General features: G+C 71.0%; 14 protein-coding genes. 8 read left to right on the top strand and 6 right to left on the bottom strand.

From position 1 onward, the window contains the following. Positions 1–24: 24 nt before the first annotated feature. Both EV685_RS03950 and asd read right to left on the bottom strand, forming a co-directional pair. A complete protein-coding gene (locus EV685_RS03950; protein WP_130480641.1) occupies positions 25–1,209 on the bottom strand; it encodes a glycosyltransferase family protein in 1,185 nt (394 codons plus the stop codon). 62 nt (positions 1,210–1,271) lie between these two features. After that, a complete protein-coding gene (asd, locus tag EV685_RS03955; protein WP_130480642.1) occupies positions 1,272–2,156 on the bottom strand; it encodes an archaetidylserine decarboxylase in 885 nt (294 codons plus the stop codon). Positions 2,157–2,232: 76 nt separating this feature from the next. Between asd and EV685_RS03960 the strand changes: the two genes are divergently transcribed. Further along, positions 2,233–3,888, top strand: a complete 1,656-nt coding sequence (locus EV685_RS03960; protein WP_130480643.1) for an aminotransferase class III-fold pyridoxal phosphate-dependent enzyme — start codon at positions 2,233–2,235, stop codon at positions 3,886–3,888. A 24-nt stretch (positions 3,889–3,912) separates the two neighbouring features. On the opposite strand, the gene EV685_RS03965 is transcribed toward EV685_RS03960, so the two are convergent. After that, a complete protein-coding gene (locus EV685_RS03965; protein WP_130480644.1) occupies positions 3,913–4,578 on the bottom strand; it encodes a hypothetical protein in 666 nt (221 codons plus the stop codon). A 182-nt stretch (positions 4,579–4,760) separates the two neighbouring features. Between EV685_RS03965 and EV685_RS03970 the strand changes: the two genes are divergently transcribed. Beyond that, positions 4,761–5,966: a glycosyltransferase family 4 protein gene (locus EV685_RS03970; protein WP_242615405.1), complete on the top strand. Its 1,206-nt coding sequence runs from the start codon at positions 4,761–4,763 to the stop codon at positions 5,964–5,966. On the opposite strand, the gene lplT is transcribed toward EV685_RS03970, so the two are convergent. Both lplT and EV685_RS03980 read right to left on the bottom strand, forming a co-directional pair. After that, positions 5,939–7,258 carry a lysophospholipid transporter LplT gene (gene lplT / locus EV685_RS03975; RefSeq protein ID WP_242615406.1) on the bottom strand — a complete coding sequence of 440 codons (1,320 nt, stop codon included), beginning with the start codon at positions 7,256–7,258 and terminating at the stop codon, positions 5,939–5,941. The two genes, EV685_RS03970 and lplT, sit on opposite strands and share 28 nt — an antisense overlap. 3 nt (positions 7,259–7,261) lie before the next feature. Further along, positions 7,262–8,323 (bottom strand): NAD-dependent epimerase/dehydratase family protein, encoded by a 1,062-nt coding sequence (locus tag EV685_RS03980; protein WP_130480646.1) that lies wholly within the window; start codon positions 8,321–8,323, stop codon positions 7,262–7,264. A 160-nt stretch (positions 8,324–8,483) separates the two neighbouring features. On the opposite strand from EV685_RS03980, the gene EV685_RS03985 reads away from it, so the two are divergent. From EV685_RS03985 to EV685_RS04015, 6 genes are read left to right on the top strand one after another with little or no spacing between them, the layout of a single operon-like run. Then, positions 8,484–9,413: a phosphatase PAP2 family protein gene (locus EV685_RS03985; RefSeq protein ID WP_130480647.1), complete on the top strand. Its 930-nt coding sequence runs from the start codon at positions 8,484–8,486 to the stop codon at positions 9,411–9,413. After that, positions 9,410–10,282 (top strand): lysylphosphatidylglycerol synthase domain-containing protein, encoded by an 873-nt coding sequence (locus EV685_RS03990; RefSeq protein ID WP_130480648.1) that lies wholly within the window; start codon positions 9,410–9,412, stop codon positions 10,280–10,282. Before EV685_RS03985 ends, EV685_RS03990 begins: the two co-directional genes overlap by 4 nt. Beyond that, entirely contained in the window at positions 10,279–11,352 is a 1,074-nt protein-coding gene (locus tag EV685_RS03995; RefSeq protein ID WP_130480649.1) for a glycosyltransferase family 2 protein, read from the top strand. Before EV685_RS03990 ends, EV685_RS03995 begins: the two co-directional genes overlap by 4 nt. Further along, positions 11,349–13,112, top strand: a complete 1,764-nt coding sequence (locus tag EV685_RS04000; RefSeq protein ID WP_130480650.1) for an ArnT family glycosyltransferase — start codon at positions 11,349–11,351, stop codon at positions 13,110–13,112. Before EV685_RS03995 ends, EV685_RS04000 begins: the two co-directional genes overlap by 4 nt. After that, positions 13,090–14,907, top strand: coding sequence for an ArnT family glycosyltransferase (locus EV685_RS04005; RefSeq protein WP_130480651.1), 1,818 nt, complete (start codon positions 13,090–13,092; stop codon positions 14,905–14,907). The genes EV685_RS04000 and EV685_RS04005 overlap by 23 nt, the downstream gene beginning before the upstream one ends. Then, positions 14,904–15,743 (top strand): phosphatase PAP2 family protein, encoded by an 840-nt coding sequence (locus EV685_RS04015; protein ID WP_165396705.1) that lies wholly within the window; start codon positions 14,904–14,906, stop codon positions 15,741–15,743. The genes EV685_RS04005 and EV685_RS04015 overlap by 4 nt, the downstream gene beginning before the upstream one ends. On the opposite strand, the gene EV685_RS04020 is transcribed toward EV685_RS04015, so the two are convergent. Then, positions 15,724–18,087 (bottom strand): beta-glucosidase family protein, encoded by a 2,364-nt coding sequence (locus tag EV685_RS04020; protein WP_207224753.1) that lies wholly within the window; start codon positions 18,085–18,087, stop codon positions 15,724–15,726. The two genes, EV685_RS04015 and EV685_RS04020, sit on opposite strands and share 20 nt — an antisense overlap.

Genomic DNA, 18,087 nt, shown 5'->3' on the forward strand with positions numbered 1-18,087 from the left:
CACTGCCGATCGACCATGTAACGCTCATGACAGCCGCAACGCACGACCCTGCTGCGCCAGTCCCGGCGCGGCCTGTGCGGCGCTGCGCAACATCACGTCGGCCATGATGTCGACCACCTCGAAGACGGCCCGGTTCTGGTGGGCCCGCACCCGCATCTGCAGCGCCGGCAGGTCGGCCAGCAAGGCCTGCACCGCCGCCGGGAGTTGGCCGACCGAGCGGATCACATGGCCGTAGCCATGCTCGCGGACCCACTCGGTGTTGTAGCGCTCCTGCGGCATCGTGCCGCTGTGGCGGAAGGTGATGACCGGCAGGCCCAGATGGATGGCCTCGCTCAGGCTGCCGGGGCCGGGCTTGCCGCAGAACCAGCTGCCGAGCTGCAGGTAGCGCACCACGTCGGCCGTGTAGCCGACCACCGCGTGAGGCGCCTGGCGCTTCAACTGGCTCAGGCGTTGAGCCAGTCGTTCGTTGCGGCCGCACATCAGGATCAGCTGCTGGTCGTCAAGCGCCTTGGCGATGCGGCCGATCTGGCTGGAACCCTCGCCGCCGAACATCACCACGCCGACCGGGCGCGACGGGTCCAGACCCAGCTGGCGCAAGCCGTCCGCACGGCGCTCGCGGGTCATCACCTCGCCCTGATGGAAGTCGGGTCGCAGGATCATGCCGGTGGTCAGCGACAGGCGTTCATCGGCCACGCCGGCCGCGCGGGCCTGGGCCAGTGCGCGCTCGCTGCCGCAGACGATCTGCTGCTGCGCCAGTTCGGGCTCGATCCAGAAATGCGGCGGCAGGTCGGCGATGTCGGTCATCACCGTCAGGTAAGGCACGCCGGGCAGGCTCGCCTGCAAGGACAGGCACAAGGCACGGTTGAAGTTGGGCACCAGCGAGACGACCAGGTCCGGCTCGCTGCGCAGCCAGTGCTGCGACAGGCGCTGGCAGATCAGCTCGTGGCTGGCGCGGATCAGGCCCTGCAGCAGCTTCAGCTCGGGTGTCATGCCCCAGGTCCAGCCCCGCGCGAGGCGCTGGTTGTAGAGGTCCTCGGGCGCCAACCCGGTCAGCTTGCGGAACTGCTCGTTCGGGTCCAGCAGCTCGACCAGGTCGACGCGCCGCACCGCCCAGGGCCGGCGCTGCTGCGCGATCACCTGCTCCAGCGCCAGCGCGGCAGCCCGGTGGCCGCCGCCGTAGTTGAAGTAGACGAGATCGACGGTCTTCATGGCCGCGATGGTGGTCAGGGCCTGCGTCGGAATCGTGACGAAGCCGTGTCGATCGTGTGACCTCAGGCCGGCGTCGACGCCTTCAGCAGCGGCTGACCCATCTTGATGCGCACGCCGTTGGCGATGCCCTCGCACAGCTCATGGCCCTTGGGGGCGAAGACGATGATGGTCGAGCCGTGCTGGAACCAGCCCATCTCCTCGCCCTTGCGGAAGCGGGCGCGAGCCTGGCCTGGCAGCGCGATCTCGTTGGGCCCGCGATAGCGCAGGTGCAGCAGCACATCGAGGAAGTGCAGCCTCAGGCTGGCCACCAGGATGGCCGCCACCGGCACGATGGCGATCGGCGTGCCGGTGCGCGCCAGCCGGGTGTTGAGCACCGCCCGCTCGTTGCGGCAGAACAGCTTCTCGACCCGCTGGAGCGCGATCGGGTTGACGTTCCAAGTGTCGCCGCTGAGGTAGGTCACATGCTCGACCGTCAGGTCCTGCGGCGCATGGAAGCGGTGGTACATCGCCGAGGTCAGCCGCAGCGTGACGAACACGCCGTCGTGATAGGGCGTGGTGTCCTGGCTCGGGCCGAACAGCTCAGCCAGCGTGTACGGAAAGCCCTTGGCCTGGAAGACCTGCGTGCCTGCCACGTCACCGCAGGCGCCGACGATGGCGTCGCTCGGGCTGCACAGGCCGTCCGGGTCGGCATCGATCGGCCGGGTCTCGGGCCGGATCGGGCGTGTGAAGCAGTCATGCAGCGAGCCATAACGCTGCGGCGGCGACTCGCTCAGGTCGAGGTCGCTGAAGCAGCGCCAGACCGCGATCGACCACCGCGCCAGCAAGGGGCTGCGGATCTGGCTGTACCAGCCGATGAAGCGGGTCAGCGCGATGCGCGGCACCCGGTTGGTCAACAAGAAGTTGAGGTCTTCCTGGGCCAGGATTGTCTTGAGCAGTGACGTTTTCATGACGTTGTCAATTCCGACGGTTAGACATCGGGTCTTGCTTCAACCCACGGCCTGAACAGGCCACGGAAACAGACCCATGAACGATTCCTTCGCGCTCTCCGCCGTGGCGCTGGCCACGCTGGCCTGGCTGGTGCCCAAGGCGCACCGACGGCTGGCGCTGTCGCGTGCCAAGCACCGCTCGCTGACGGGCCACTCGCGCATGGCCAAGCGGGTCGCCGGGCTGATCCCCGGCTATGCCTATGACGAGGCAAACTGGTTCGACCGCGACGGCGCCAACGCCGAGGTCGTGGCACGCCGCAAGGCCGGCTTTGCGCGCCTGTGCGACACGCTCAACACGCGTCACCCCAAGAGCATCGAGGCCACCGCGCAGGCGCGCGAGATGCTGGCCGACCTGCAGTTCACCGGCAGCTACCGGGTGCCCTTCCAGTTCAGCCCCTGGCTGCGCCAGAACCTCAAGCTCGGCGGCTTCCTGCAGGCCTCCGAGGGCGTCAAGGTGACCGACCTCGACGGCATCGAGTTCTATGACCTGACCGGCTCCTACGGCGTCAACCTGCTGGGCTACGACACCTACAAGCAGACCATCGCCGAGGGCGTGCGCACGGCCGAGGCCCTGGGCCCGGTGCTGGGCGCCTACCACCCCGTGCTGATCGACAACATGCGCCGGCTGAAGGCGATCTCCGGCCAGGACGAGGTCAGCTTCCACATGTCCGGCACCGAGGCCGTCATGCAGGCCGTGCGGCTGGCGCGTTACCACACGCGGCGTCGCAACCTGGTGCGCTTTGCCGGGGCGTACCACGGCTGGTGGGAGGACGTGCAACCCGGCCCCGGCAACCCGCTGCCACCGCGCGAGACCTACACGCTGGCCGACATGAGCGAGCAGGCGCTGAAGGTCATCGGCAGCCGCAAGGACATCGCCTGCGTGCTGATCAACCCGCTGCAGGCCCTGCATCCCAACAGCGGCGCGCCGGGCGACTCGTCGCTGGTCGACAGCGCACGCAAGGCCGGCTACGACCGTGCCGCCTACACCGCCTGGCTCCAGCGCCTGCGCGAGACCTGCACCGCCAACGGCGTCGTGCTGATCTTCGACGAGGTCTTCATGGGCTTCCGGCTGGCCCCTGGCGGCGCGCAAGAGTACTTCGGCGTGCGCGCCGACATGGTCACCTATGGCAAGACGCTGGGCGGCGGCCTGCCAGTTGGTGTGGTCTGCGGCAAGCATGAGCTGATGAAGCGCTACCGCGAGGATCGACCGGCCGACATCTGCTTCGCGCGCGGCACCTTCAATGCCCATCCCTACGTGCTGGGCGCGATGGCGGCCTTCCTCGACCGCCTGGAGACGCCCGAGGTGCGGGCGCTCTACGACGGCCTGGAGGAACGCTGGAATGGCCGCGCATCGCGGCTCAATGCGGCGCTGGCGCAAGCAGGGGTGCCGGTGCAAGTGGCCAACCTCTCGACGGTCTGGACGGTGCTCTACGACCAGCCCGCGCGCTACAACTGGATGCTGCAGTTCTACCTGCGCGAGCAGGGCCTGGCACTGAGCTGGGTTGGCAGCGGCCGGCTGATCTTCAGCCTGAACTACAGCGACGCTGACTTCGACGAGGTGCAGCGCCGCTTCGTCGCCGCCGCGTGCGCGATGAAGGCCGACGGCTGGTGGGACGTGCCGGCCGCGCTCAGCAACAAGGCCATCAAGCGCAGCCTGCTGCGCGAGATGCTGGCGCAGCGGCTGGGTCGCTGAACGTCGATGCGGGGAAGGTGTCGCTCAGTGAGCGGCGCCTTCGGCCTTCTCGGCTTCCACGCTCTTGTGCGCCTCGTCACCAACATGGGCACGCACATGCGTCATCGGGTCCAGTCGCTCGCCACGCATCAGGTAGAGCGGCGAGCGGTGGTACATCTTGATGTCGTGGAAGGGGTCCGTGATGATCTTGGTGGCCCAGGCCACGCCGACCATGAAGCCCTGCGTCAGCCACAGCTGCACGACGCGGAAGATCAGGCCCGAGACACCCAGCGCCAGCCAGGCGATGCCCACGTCATGGACCCAGCCCGAGAGGTCGCTCGCCGGCTCGATCAGGCCGCCGACCGAGGGCGCAAACCACAGCACGGCCGGGATCACGACCCAGGCGCCCATCAGCACGATCTTGCGGCGGATGTTGTAGCCGACCTTGATCGCTTCCTTGTGCTCGTCGGTGGCCTGGTTGACCTCGTCGTAGCCGCGCGGCTCGAAGAAGAAGTGGCCGGCCTGGCGGCTCAGCATCGACACGCACCAGGCCACGATCGCGGCCATGGCCGGGTCGATGAACAAGAGCACGTAGGCCACCAGAAAGCTGCAGGCGCTCAGCAGGTGCAGGCTCTGGTTGATGCGGCAGTGGTGGTAGTAGCGGTGGTCGTCCCAGCGCTGCACGGCCAGGGTTTCGAAGAAGCGGTTCACGGTGATCCTCTTGAGGGTTCAACGCTCGGAGCCCGGGGCTCGCAGCGGTCGGCAAGGGCAGGCCATCACCACGATGGCCCGCGTGTCACGATGGTGACGACCGACCGTGAAGGACCGGTGACGGTTCCGCGACAGAACGCCCTGTCATCGAACGGTCGTGTGCCACGCGCAGCATGCGCGCCATGACATCCGACCGACCGCTGCGCATCGCCTGTGTCACCGAGACCTATCCGCCCGAGGTCAACGGCGTGGCCGTGACCCTGGCCCGCGTGGTCGAGGGACTGGTCGCACGCGGCCATGTGCTGGACCTGCTGCGCCCCTGTCAGGCGGACGAAACGGCCACCGGTGACCGACCGGTCAGCGTCGACGGCCTGCTGCTGCACCGCCTGCCCGGTCTGCCCATCCCCGGCTACCGTGACCTGCGCATGGGCCTGCCGGCCGCGCGCCGGCTGCGCCGGCTCTGGCGCATCGAACGGCCGGACATCGTGCACATCGCCACCGAAGGGCCGCTGGGCGAGTCGGCCCTGCGCGCCGCGCGCTCGTTGGGCCTGCCGGTCAGCTCGGACTTCCGCACCAACTTCGATGCCTACAGCGACCACTACGGCATCGGCTTCCTGCGCCGTCCCATCACCGCCTGGCTGCGCCATTTCCACAACCGCTGCGACGCCACCATGGCCCCGACCGAGGCCTTGCGCCACACGCTGGCGGACCAGGGCTACCGGCAACTGCACGTGGTCACGCGCGGGGTCGACACCGAACGTTTCCAGCCGGCCCGACGCAGTGATGCGCTGCGCGCGCAATGGGGGGCCGGTGCGGACGACGTGGTCGTGCTGCACGTCGGCCGGGTCGCCGCCGAGAAGAACCTGGCGGTGCTGAGCGCCGCCTTCGAGGCGATCGCCGCCCAGGTGCCGGGCGCCCGCCTGGTCGTGGTCGGCGACGGCCCGCAACGTGGCGAGTTGCAGGCCCGCCATCCGGATGTCGTGTTCACCGGCCAGCAGCGTGGCGATGACCTGGCGCGTCACTACGCCAGTGCCGACCTGTTCGTGTTCGCCAGCCTGACCGAGACCTTTGGCAACGTCACCACCGAGGCCATGGCCAGCGGCCTGGCCATCGCGGCCTATGACCACGCGGCCGCCGGCCAACTGGTCGAGCCCGGCGTTGAAGGACTGCTGGCCGCACCCGGCGATGAACGGGCCTTCGTGGCTCAAGCGCTGAGCCTGGCGCGCGATCTGCCGCGTTGCCGTGCCATGGGCCGTCACGCCCGGCAACGTGCCGAGGGCCTGGGCTGGGATGCCATCGTCGCGCGCTTCGAGGCCATCTTGCGCGGCACCATCGCCGCACGCGAGACGGCCACCGCGCCTCAGACTGCCCGCTCGGCCGTGGCCTGAACGACAGCGGCCTGCGAGGCTCTTGCCACGCGCCGACGCTCCAGCAGCATCAAGGCGGCGATCGCCACCGCAATGGCCAGACCGAAGCCCCACATCAGCGGCACGATGGCAACGTCCAGCGCGAGCAGGCCGGCATAGATCGCCAGCATCGCCAGCACGCTGGCGTTCTCGTTGAAGCCCTGCACGGCGATCGATCGGCCGGCGCTCAGCAACACACAGCCGCGGTGCTGCAGCAGCGCATTCAACGGCACCACCATCAGCCCGCCGACCGCACCGACGACCACGAGCAGCGGCAAGGCCAGCGGCAGCGAGGAGGTCTCGGCCACCAGCGGCATGGTCAGGCCCAGCACGACCCCGGCAACCAGCATGCGCTTGGCCTGGTGCAGGCCGACCCAGCGGCCAGCCGCCGAAGCGCCGATCACCACGCCGACCGCGACGGCAGCCTGCAGGTAGGCGGCGCGGTCCAGCGGCAACGCCAGCACGTCCGCCGCCCAGCGCAGCACGATGAACTGCAAGGTCGCACCCAATCCCCAGAAGATGGTGGTGACCGCCAGCGACAGGCCGCCGTCCGGATCACGCCAGAGCGTGCGGTTGGCCGCGACGAAGGTGCGCACCAGTGCGACCGGATGGATGCCGCTGGCGGGATAACGCGCACCGCTGTCGGGGATGCCGACGTTCAGCCACGAGGCCAGCGCATAGACCGCCAGCAAGGCCACCAGCGACAGCGACAGCGCGCTCGCGGGTGCCGATGGCAAGGCGGTCAAGACCTGCTGCAGCGCGGCAGCGGCGTCCTGACCGGTCCACCATGGGCTGACCAGCGCCCCGCCCAGCACGGCACCCAACAGCGCGGCGCTGACGACCGACACCTCGATCCAGCCATTGGCCTCGACCAGCCGGTTGGCGCCGACCATCTCGGTGACCAGACCGTATTTGGCCGGCGCATAGGCTGCTGCGCCGAAGCCGACAACGGCAAACGCCAGCAGGGGTGGCCAGCCTGCCAGCAGCGCCAACACGCCCAGCACCTTGACCGCATTCATCCAGGCCATCAGGCGGGCCTTGGGCCAGGCATCGGCCAGCGGACCGACGACCGGCGCCAGCAGCACGTAGGACAAGGTGAAGCCGAACTTGAGCATCGGCGCCCACCAGGCCGGCGCACCCTGCTCGACCAGCAGCGCGATGGTGACGATCAGCAGCGCGTTGTCGGCCAGCGCCGAGCAGAACTGGGCAGCGATCAGGCGATGGAAACCTGGCGGCAGGCCAGCGCCGGCCACGCCGCGGTCGTGAGCACCCACCGCTCAGGCCGCTTGCGCCAGCGGCAAGGGGCGCGGCATCTGCAGCATCGCGGCATCGGCGCCGTCACCGCGCTGTTGCCACCAGGCCAGCCATGACGCGAATTCGGCCAGGCCCTGAGCCAGGCTCGTGCGCGGCCAGACGCCGATGGCCGCGCGCAGGCGGGTCGGGTCTGACTCGGTGTGCGGCACGTCACCCGCCTGCATCGGCGCGTGTTCGATGAGCGCCGTCCGACCGATGGCCGCTTCCAGGCCAGCGACCAGTTCATTGACCGTGGTCGGCACGCTGTGGCCGACGTTGAAGGTCTCGACCGGCACGCCCTGTGCGTCCGGTGGCGGCGCGCCACGTTCGATCAGGCGGCAGACCGCCTCGACCGTGTCGGCCACGTAGGTGTAGTCGCGCACCAGCTGGCCCTTGCCGAAGACACGGATCGGCAGGCCCTCGCGGATGCGCTCGGCAAACAGCCAGCAAGCCATGTCCGGCCGGCCCCAGGGCCCGTAGACCGTGAAGAAGCGCAAGGCGGTCATCGGCAGCCCGTGCACGCGGGCGGTCGCATAGGCCATGGCTTCGTTGGCCATCTTGGTGGCGGCATAGAAGGAGGCGGGGCGGTCGATGCGGTCGGTCTCTGCAAACGGCTTCGCGCCGTGCTCGCCCTCACCCTCGCGGTGGCCGTAGACACTCGACGAACTCGCATACAGCAGGTGCGCGATGCCGGCACGCCGACTGGCCTCCAGCACCGAGCCAAAGCCCAGCAGGTTGGCCTGCACATAGTCCAGCGGCCGATCGACCGACATGCGCACACCCGCCTGCGCCGCGAGGTGCAGCACGACCTCGGCACCGCTCGCATCCACCAGACGCTGCGTCAGCGCCGGGTCGGTCAGGTCGACATGGGACACGTTCACGCCGGCCGGCCACAACAGTTGCTGGACCCGCGCCTGCTTGAGCGCCGGGTCGTAGTAGGCGTTGAAGTTGTCGCAGGCGGTCACCCGGTGGCCCCGCAGCGCCAGCGCACGGGCGACGTGGGCGCCGATGAAGCCGGCCGCGCCGGTGACAAGGATGGAGCTCATGGCCGCGATGCTCGACAGCGCCGATGACAAGCCCGTGGCGCATCGGTGTCGCTCTCATGACGCTGCCCCCACGCCACCACCCCGCTGTGGCGCGCACCACGTCACCGCCACGTCATGACCGCTTCACCCTTGTGTCACCGACGCGGTCGAGCATCGCGGCATGACCGACTTGCACCGTCCCGCCCTGGCCAAGGATCGATGGCCCCGCTTGCTCTGGCTGGCGCCTCGCCCGGTCGGGCAAGCGCTGGCCGCTGTGCTGGCGGCCCTCGCGCTGTTGCAGGTGCTGGGCGGCACGACGGCACAGGTCCTGCACCTGTCCATCTTTCATGCCATCAATGCCAGCGGACGCTGGGCGCCGTCGTCCTGGTCGACGCTGAGCGTGCTGGGCCTGGGCCTGTGCGCCCTGATCGTGTTTGCACTGACCACTCCCCCGGGCCATGCGCCGGCCACGCGCCGGCTGGCCGCCCTGCTGGCCTGCTTCCCGATCGGGGGCGCGTTGACACATGGCTTCAAGCAACTGATTCAGGCGGCCCGGCCGGCCGCTGCGCTGGGCATCGACCAGATCGTCGTGGTCGGCGCGCCGCTGCTGTCCAAGGCCATGCCCTCGGGCCATGCCGTCACCGCCTTCACGGTCGCCACGCTGATCAGTCTGGAGGCTCGGCTGCCGCGCCCCTGGCGGCTGGCGGTCTGGGCGCTGGCCTTCGCGGTGGCCTTGTCGCGCGTGGCGGTCGGGGCGCACTGGCCGGCCGACATCTGCGCCGGCGCGGCCCTGGGCGTGCTGGTCGGCCATGCCGGCTGGTGGTGCGCCAGCCAAGGACGCTGGGTGGCTCAGTTGATGAGCCTGTGGGGTCAGACGCTGATCGCCCTCGGTCTGCTCGTCAGCTCGGCCGTGCTGTGGGCCTTGCAGACCGGCTATCCGCTGGCCATGCCCGGTCAAAGGCTGCTGGCCGCCGTCGGCCTCGGGGTGGCGCTGTGGCGGCTGACCCGCCTGCTGCCGTCAGGCCTGCAGCGACCGGCGCAAGGGCCTGGTCGACGTGCGGCGCCCCAGCCGTCGACGCGGGCCGACGACGCCGCTGCGGACCTGGCGTGAAGGCCACGCGGTCGGTGCCCGCAGCGGGCGCACGGCGTTGGATCGGCCTGCTGCTCGCCACGCTGGTCGGCCTCGGCGGCCTGACGCTGGCGCTGCGCGGGCTGGACCGGGCCGACCTGTGGATGCGCGTCGTGCAGGTGCCGGCCTGGCTCTGGATCGCTGCGGCCGCCGGCATCCTCGCCAGCCATGCCCTGCGGGCGACCCGGCTGCATGCCGAATGGGCCGCACGCACCGGCGCCGACTGGTCGTCCTGCCTGCGCCTGAGCCTGTTGCACAACGCGGCCGTGCTGCTGATGCCGCTGCGCAGCGGCGAGCTGGGCTATGGCTGGTGGCTGCAGCGCCGCTGGGGCGTGCCCTGGCGCACCTCGTCGGCCAGCCTGCTGTGGATGCGGCTGCAGGACGTGGCCGTGCTTGCCCTGCTCAGCGGCCTGTGCCTGGCCTTGCCGCTGCGCCTGTCGGCGCTGGTGCTGGCCGGCCTGCTGCTGCTGATCCTGCTGTGGCCGATGGCGCCGGCCACACGCACCGCCTGGCTGTGCGCCGGGGCGAACTGGAGCCTGCGCCTGGCCGTCGTCGCCGCCTTGCTGGCCGTCCTGGCTGACCTGCCGGTCGACGCCACGTTGCGCGGCGCCCTGGGTGGCGAATGGGCCGCTGTGCTGCCGCTGCAGGCCCCCGGCGGCCTGGGCACCTACGAGGCCGGCGTCTGGGCCGGCCTGCAGAGCCACCCACAAGGGCGGCTCGCCGCACTCGACACCCGCGTGGCCGCCGCGCTGATCGTCCACCTTTACTGGCTCGCCATCAGCCTGCTGGCCGCCTGGCCGGCCCTGCTGCTGGACGGCCAGCCAGCCCCCTTGCCCGAAGCGATCCCATGACCGACCTGAGCCTGCCTGCCCTGAACGTGGCGAACGACCTGCCCGTCGCCGATGAGCGCCCGGTGCCGCCCCACCGCCTGTCGGTGGTCGTGCCGATGTACAACGAGATCGGCAATGCCGCCCGGCTGATCGACGCGGTGCAGTCGGCGCTGGCCGCCTACCCACATCCCTGGGAGCTGCGGGTGGTCGACGACGGCAGCCGCGACGGCACCGGCGCGGCGCTGCAGCGCCACGCCGCCACGGTGGGCGCGCACATCCATGTCATCCGGCTGGCGCGCAACTTCCGCCAGACCGCCGCGATGCAGGCCGGCATCGACCAGGCCCGCGGCGACGTCATCGTGACGATGGACGGCGACCTGCAGAACGACCCGCGCGACATCCCCGCGCTGGTCGCCCGGCTGCTGCGCGACGACCTCGACATCGTGGCCGGCTGGCGGGTCGAACGACAAGACGGCTTCTTGCTGCGCCGGCTGCCCTCGCAGCTCGCCAACCGGCTGATCCGGCGCATCACCCAGCTGCCCTTCCACGACCTGGGCTGCAGCCTCAAGGCCTTCCGCGCGCCGGTGCTGCGCGAGGTCCGGCTGTACGGCGAGATGCACCGCTACATCCCCGCCTGGCTGTCGACCGTGACCTCGCCGGACCGCATGGGCGAGCAGCCGGTGCGTCACCACGCCCGCACCGTCGGCACGTCCAAGTACGGCCTGTCGCGCACGCTGCGGGTGGTCGTCGACCTGCTGGCAGTGAGCTTCTTCCAGCGCTATGCCGCCCGGCCGGGCCACTTCTTCGGCGTCATCGGTCTGCTGATGTGCCTGGTCAGCCTGGGCGTGCTGGGCTACCTAGCCGTGCTCAAGCTGATGGGGCAGGACGTTGGGGCCCGACCGCTGCTGGCGCTGGGCTTCTCCGGCCTGATCGGCGGGCTGCAGTTCCTGACCACCGGCGTGCTGGCCGAGCTGCTGATCCGCATCTACTACGGTGCCCGGCACGGCTCGCCCTATGTCCTCAAGGCCGATGCGCCAGGCGACGGACATGACGGGGTGGACCTGAGCGGCTGGGCCGGCCCGCAGGCATGAGCAGCGGGTCGCCCATGCCGCTGTGGTTCACGCTCTGGGCGCTGGCCCTGCTGGTGCTGCAGCTGATCGGCCTGGGCGGCGTGCCGCTGTTCGACGTCGACGAGGGCGCCTTCGCCGAGGCCACGCGCGAGCTGCTGGCCAGTGGCGACTGGGGCCACACCACGCTCAACGGCGAAGACCGCTGGGACAAGCCCATCTTGAGCTACTGGCTGCAGGCCGTCAGCGTGATGCTGTTCGGTCTGGACGAGTTTGCGCTGCGCCTGCCGTCGGCGCTCGCCGCCTGGCTGTGGGCCGTGGTTGTGGCTCATCGCGTGAGCCTGTCGCACGGGCACATCGCCGCTCTGGCCGTCGGCACCGTGCTGTCGACCAGCCTGGGCGTGATGCTGATCGGCCGCGCCGCCACCGCCGATGCGCTGCTCAACCTCTGGCTGGTGCTGGCCACGCTGTCGCTGCGCGATGCCCTGCGCGACCTCGCGCCCGATGCCGACCCGGCACATCGCGCAGCCGGCTTGCGGGCCCTTCGTCTGAGCGCCCTGTGGATCGCGCTGGGCCTGCTGACCAAGGGCCCGGTGGCCTTGCTGGTGCCAGGCGCCGTCGCCGTGCTGTGGAGCCTGTCGATGGCGCTGCAGGACGGCCGCCAAGGTGCGGCCGCCCGCTGCTGGCAACGCCTGCGTCCTGTCCTGCTCGACGGCAAGGCCTGGGTCGTGCTGCTGGCCGTCGCCACGCCCTGGTATGGCTACGCGCTGCAGCGCCACGGCATGGCCTTTGTCGACGGCTTCTTGTGGCGCCACAACCTGCAGCGCTACGGCGGCACGCTCGAAGGCCATGCCGGTGCCTGGTTCTACTACCTGCTGCTGCTGCCGCTGCTGCTGCTGCCGTGGTCGGCCCTGTTGCTGCCGCTGCTGGCCCGGCTGCGCCCGCTGTGGCGCGATCCGGCCGACCGCTGGCTGCTGCTGTGGGCTGGCTTCGTGCTGGTGTTCTTCAGCGCCTCGGGCACCAAGTTGCCGCACTACGCGCTCTATGGCCTGACGCCTCTGGCGATGCTGGGCGGGCGCTGGCTGGCGTCGCCGGCCAGCCTCACCGCCGCCCGACTGCCACGGGTCGACCGGATCGACCGAATCGACCGGGTCGACCGATTCAGCCAGTGGCTGCTGGTCGCCTGCCTGGCGCTGCTGCCTCTCGGGGCACTTTGGCTCAGCGACGTCGCCCAGGCCGGCATCGCGGCATCGACCCGGCCGGCCGATGCCCTGCATGCCCTGTTGCTGGCGGGCCCCGGCCAACTCGATGGCGAAGCGGGCATCCCGCGCCTGGTCATCGCCGCCCTGCTGGGCGCCGTGCTGGGCGGCGGAAGCTGGCTGGCCTGGCGGGTTCACGCCCGTTCGGCGCTGCGCCCGGCCATGAATCTGCTCACCACGGCCGTGCTGGCCGCGGGCCTGACCCTGCAGCTCTTGCCCTGGTGGGGCGAGCGGCTGCAGGCGCCGGTGAAGACCCTGGCCCAGCTGGCACGCACCCATCACCCCGACCGGCCCATCGTGCAATGGGGCCTGCACCAACCGAGCTTCGCGCTCTACCTGCAAAGACCGACGCCGCGCCGCGCGCCGCAGCCCGGCGAACTGGCGCTGGTCCGGGTCGACCGCCTGGCCTCGCTGCGCCACGAGGGCGACGGCAGCCCCGCCGCTGCGCTGCGGGTGCTGGCCCGTGCGCGGGGCTACTTGCTGATCGAACGGCCTGGACACGATGCACCCGAAACCGCCCCCTGAGCACGCCGGCCGTGCCGCCAGCCTGACGATCGTCGCGGTCGTGCTGGCCTTTGCCGCGCTGCGCCTGGCAACCCTGCTGCTGGCCCTGGCCGACGGCGGGCTCGGCCTGCATGTCGACGAGGCGCAGTACTGGCACTGGTCGACCGCGCCGGCCTGGGGCTACTACTCCAAGCCGCCGGTCATCGCGGTCTTGCTGGCGGGCAGCACGGCGGTGTTCGGCGACGACGTGCTTGGCGTCAAGGCGCTGGCGCTGATCCTCTACCCACTGACCGCGCTGGTGCTGGGCCTGCTGGCCGCACGCATGGCCCGTGACGCCGGTCTGGGCACCGGCACAGGGCGGCCTGACCGCCAAGCCGGCGTGATGGCGGCCGCGCTGTTCATGGCCAGCCCGCTGGCCGCCCTGCTGGGACTGGCCGCCACCACCGATGCGCCGCTGATGCTGTGCTGGGCCCTGGCGACCTGGCTGCTCTGGCAGGTCCGGCAGGCCAACCGGGCCGGCCATGCCGCACGCGTTGGCTGGCTGTTGCTCGGCCTGGTCTGCGGCATCGGCCTGCTGTCCAAATACAGCTTTGCCGCCTGGATCCTCGGCGCGTTGGCCTGGCTCTGGCTGGATCGCACCGGCGCGGACCACGATCGCGACGGTGACATGGACAGTCTCAGCGACCGCGACCGCGACATCGCTGCCGAACTGCAGGCGCAAGCGCGCGCCGACGCCCTCCGTGGCCTGCTGTCTGCCGCTGGCGTGACCTTGGCCCTGCTGCTGCCGCATCTGGCCTGGAACGCCGCGATGGGCTGGCCGACGCTGCATCACACCGCCGAGATCACCGCCGTGCAGCCCGGCGAGGGCTTGTCCACCGGCTGGGTCCAGGCCACGGTCGCCAGCCTGTGGCGCAGCCTGTCGGTGCCAATCGGCGCCCTGCTGATGGCCGGCCCCTTGCTGGTGCTGCTGGCCGGCCCGCTGCGGCGCCTGGGGTCCACGCGGACGGGGCCGATCCCGGCGCCGGTGCGTTGCCTGCTCGCCCTGCATCTGCCCCTGCTGGTGCTGGGCATGCTGCAGGCGCTGCGGGGCGAGCCGCAGATCAACTGGGTCGCACCGCTGGTGCCGGGCCTGATCCTGCTGTTGGCGCTGGCGCTGGCACAGACACAGACACAGGCATGGACACGGACAAGGGCGGATCGCCCGGTCAACAGGCTGGCTCAAGGCGTGCTCATCGGCCTGATCGGCGTGCACACAGCGGTCGGTACCGCCATTCCACTGGCTCAAACGCTGAGCCAGTGGTGGCAGGAACGGGTTGACCCGGACGCGGCCAACTTGCCACGCCGGCTCGACATCTGGGCCCGCATGAGGGGTTGGCCGGAGGCCTTTGCCGAGCTGCGTCCGAGCCTGGTGCAGACCCTGGAGGCGCAACCGGACCTGCCGCTGCTGAGCACCTCGCGCAGCGTCATCGCCATCGGCAGCCACGCCTGGCGCGACCTGCCGCTGCGCTGGCGCGCCTGGACCGAAGGCGGTCCGCCTCGCAGCCACTACGAGATGAGCGTCGGCTGGTCCGGCCTGCAGCCCCACAGCGGCACGGTCCTGATCGTGGCCGATGCCGACCTGCCAGCGGCCCTGCTGGCGCGGCTGGAGACACCCGAGCTGCTGGCGCGCCGCAGCGCCCCGGCCGGTCGCCACTCGACCGTCACGCTGGCGCTCTGGCGCGCCCAGGTCCGCGCCGAGCCTGGCCCGGGCGAACTGGCGTCGAACCTCGGGACGACCCCGTCCGGATCCCTGCCCGCCTGGAGGTCTGCACGATGACCACCGCGTTCACATCCGCCTCGACGCCCGCGTCGGCATCGGCATCGGCATCGGCATCGGCATCGGCATCGGCATCGGCATTGACCGTGGCGAGGGCCTCCGGCCGCCGACGCCGCCGTCCCGCCCTGCAGTGGCTGCTGCTGACCCTGCTGGCCTGCGTGGTGTTCTCGGTCTGGCCCGGCATCGACCTGGCGGTCAGCAACGCCGCGATGCGGGCGGCGGGTGATCCGTCCACCGGCGCGCCGCTGTACGGCTGGGGCCAGCATCCGCTGGTGCAGGCCAGCTACTGGAGCGTGCCGACGCTGGGCCGCCTCGCCCTGCTGGCGAGCCTGGTGCTGTGGTGGCGTCGACGTCCGGCCTCGACCTTCTGGCGGCGCTGGCGCGGCCGCGCACCGTGGATCGTCGCGATGCTGGTGCTGGGGGTCTGGCTGCTGGTCAACGAGGGCTTCAAGGAACACTGGGGCCGGCCACGCCCCGCAGCCGTCGCCACGCTGGGCGGTGAACAAGCCTTCCGCGCCATCGCGCAGCCCAGCGCGCTGTGCGCCAGCAACTGCTCCTTCCCCAGCGGCCATGCGGCACAGGGCTATGCGGTGATGGTCGCCGGCCTGCTGGCCGCCCCGCACCGGCGCCGCGCCTGGGCCCGCGCCGGCCTGCTCGCCGGCCTGCTGATCGGCGCCGGCCGGGTGCTGCAGGGCGGCCACTTCCTCAGCGACATCCTGTTTGCCGGCCTGATGATCTGGGGCGTGACGCTGCTGCTGCGGACCGTCGCGGTGCGCTGGCGCTGGCGCCGCAAGCGCCAGCTCGACGACCACGCGCTCAGTCGGCGAAGGCCCTGAGCAGTTCGTCGATCCGCGCGTCGCTGCACACGCCGCCCGACATCGCCGGGATCTTGTAGAGCGGCATCTCGTTGCCAAAGGCCAGCGCGCCGCGGTCGCCCTTGCGCTTGGCGGCGAGCTGTTCGGGGCTGAGCCGGGCGAGCGCCGCCTCGTCGACCGGGTCGACCAGACCGCCGAGGCCGAGCGCGCGCAGCATCTCCTCGTAGGCGGCCTGCCCGCCGGGGCGCCCGAGGAAGTCCTGCACCATCGAGCGGCGAGTCAGCGGCTGGCGACGGGCGCGGCTGGACACGATCTCGACGGTGGCCACCAGCGGAAGCTCGCGCGATGAGCCACCGATCTGGATGTCGAAGGTGCCGGGCGTCACCGCCCAGTCGTGCAGGCCGATGTCGTAGTGGGCGAAGTCGCGCCGGCCAAGCGCGAAGCGCACGGTCGTCGACGCGCCCGCATCGAGGCTGACCTTGGCGAAGGCGCGCAGCTCGCGTTCCGGGCGCACGACGTGTGGCGCGCGTTCGCGCACATAGAGCTGCACGACCTCCTGGCCGGCGAGCTCGCCAGTGTTCTCCAGCGTGGCCTCGATGACCAGTTCGCCGCCGCCGTCGACGTCGAAACGGCCCGCCTCGGCGTGGATCGCGGTGTAGTCGAAGCGGGTGTAGCTCAGGCCGTGGCCGAAGGGGAACAGCGGCTGCAGGCTGCGCTTGTCGTAGTGGCGGTAGCCGATGAACAGGCCCTCGCCATACCAGGCCGTGCCGTCGCGGCCGGGGAAAGACGGCCACGCGGGCGTCTGCTGCAGGCTGACCGGGAAGGTCTCGCTGAGCTTGCCCGAGGGGTTGACCCGGCCGGTCAGCACATCGGCCAGCGCACCGCCACCGGCCTGTCCACCCAGCCAGCCTTCGACGATGGCGCCGACGCTGTCGACCCAGGGCATGGCCACGGCCGAGCCATTGAGCAGCACGACCACCACCTTCGGATGTGCGGCGGCCAGCGCCTCGATCAGACGGTCCTGGCCGGGCGGCAGATCGATGTGGCGGCGGTCGAAGCCTTCGGACTCGTAGCTGTCGGGCAGGCCCGCGAAGACCAGCACGACATCGGCCTCACCGGCCACCGCCAGCGCCTCGGCCAGCAGCGCGTCGGTCGTCACGCCTTCCTCGTCGCAGCCACGGGCATGGCGGACCTGGTCGGGGCCGAGCAGCGCCACCAGCTCGTCGTGCGGATAGGCCACCCGCGTCGGGTTGACCTGCGAGCTGCCGGCGCCCTGGTAACGCGGCGCCTTGGCGAAGTCGCCGATCACCGCGACGCGCGTGCCGGCGGCCAGCGGCAAGAGCCGGTCCTCGTTCTTCAGCAGCACGATGCCTTCGGCGCCGACCCGCCGCGACAGCGCGTGGTGCGCATCGACGTCGAAGGTGCTGCCCGGGCGATGCTGGGCGTGCGCCATCAGCATCACCGCGACCAGCTCGGCGCAGACCCGCTGCAGCACCGCCGGGTCGAGCCCGCCGTCGCGCACCGCGTCGATGATCTTCTGGCGGTTGTGCGCGCCGCTGCCGGGCATCTCGAGGTTGTTGCCGGCGATCACGCCCGCGACCCGGTCACGGATGCCGCCCCAGTCGGAGACGACGAAGCCGTCATAGCCCCAGCGCTCGCGCAGGATGGTCGTCAGCAGCTCGCGGTGTTCGCTGGCCTGCACGCCGTTGACGAGGTTGTAGGCGCTCATGACCGACCACGGCTTGGCGGCGGGGCCGGCATCGGCAATCGCGATCTCGAAGGCCTGCAGGTAGATCTCGTGCAGCGTGCGCTCGTCAACGTCCGAGCTGGTCGACATGCGCTCGAACTCCTGGTTGTTGACGGCGAAGTGCTTGAGCGAGGTGCCCACGCCCTGGCCCTGCACGCCCTGGATGTAGGCCGCGGCCATGCGGCCGGCCAGCACCGGGTCTTCCGAGAAGTACTCGAAGTTGCGCCCACCCAGCGGCGAGCGCTTCATGTTGATGCCCGGGCCGAGCACGATGTGCACGCCGCTGGCCTGCGCCTCCCGGCCCAGCGCAGCGCCGACCTCGCGCGCCAGCTCGGTGTTCCAGGTCGCGGCCAGACCCGGCGCGGTCGGGAAGCAGGTGGCCGGCACGCTGCCGTCCAGGCCGGCGCCCACGACCTTGCGCAGGCCGTGCGGGCCGTCGGACACCACCATCGGCGCCAGGCCGAGTCGCGCGATGCCGTGGGTCTGCCACCAACCGTCACCCGACAGCAGCAGGGCCTGTTCCTCGATGCTCATCTGGGCGACCAGCGCATCGGCCTGGGGCCGGAAATCGCCGGGGACGGCGGTGGGTGCGGACAGCTTGTGTTCGGCGGGGCTCAT

It is taken from the genome of Sphaerotilus mobilis, from assembly GCF_004216565.1.
GTDB lineage: Bacteria > Pseudomonadota > Gammaproteobacteria > Burkholderiales > Burkholderiaceae_C > Sphaerotilus > Sphaerotilus mobilis.

What these genes read in the sequence shown, in the direction of transcription:
- EV685_RS03950 (WP_130480641.1), bottom strand. Translation starts at nt 1,209, where the DNA reads ATGAAGACCGTCGATCTCGTCTACTTCAACTACGGCGGCGGCCACCGG.
- asd (WP_130480642.1), bottom strand. Translation starts at nt 2,156, where the DNA reads ATGAAAACGTCACTGCTCAAGACAATCCTGGCCCAGGAAGACCTCAAC.
- EV685_RS03960 (WP_130480643.1), top strand. Translation starts at nt 2,233, where the DNA reads ATGAACGATTCCTTCGCGCTCTCCGCCGTGGCGCTGGCCACGCTGGCC.
- EV685_RS03970 (WP_242615405.1), top strand. Translation starts at nt 4,761, where the DNA reads ATGACATCCGACCGACCGCTGCGCATCGCCTGTGTCACCGAGACCTAT.
- EV685_RS03980 (WP_130480646.1), bottom strand. Translation starts at nt 8,323, where the DNA reads ATGAGCTCCATCCTTGTCACCGGCGCGGCCGGCTTCATCGGCGCCCAC.
- EV685_RS03985 (WP_130480647.1), top strand. Translation starts at nt 8,484, where the DNA reads ATGACCGACTTGCACCGTCCCGCCCTGGCCAAGGATCGATGGCCCCGC.
- EV685_RS03995 (WP_130480649.1), top strand. Translation starts at nt 10,279, where the DNA reads ATGACCGACCTGAGCCTGCCTGCCCTGAACGTGGCGAACGACCTGCCC.
- EV685_RS04000 (WP_130480650.1), top strand. Translation starts at nt 11,349, where the DNA reads ATGAGCAGCGGGTCGCCCATGCCGCTGTGGTTCACGCTCTGGGCGCTG.
- EV685_RS04005 (WP_130480651.1), top strand. Translation starts at nt 13,090, where the DNA reads ATGCACCCGAAACCGCCCCCTGAGCACGCCGGCCGTGCCGCCAGCCTG.
- EV685_RS04015 (WP_165396705.1), top strand. Translation starts at nt 14,904, where the DNA reads ATGACCACCGCGTTCACATCCGCCTCGACGCCCGCGTCGGCATCGGCA.
- EV685_RS04020 (WP_207224753.1), bottom strand. Translation starts at nt 18,087, where the DNA reads ATGAGCCCCGCCGAACACAAGCTGTCCGCACCCACCGCCGTCCCCGGC.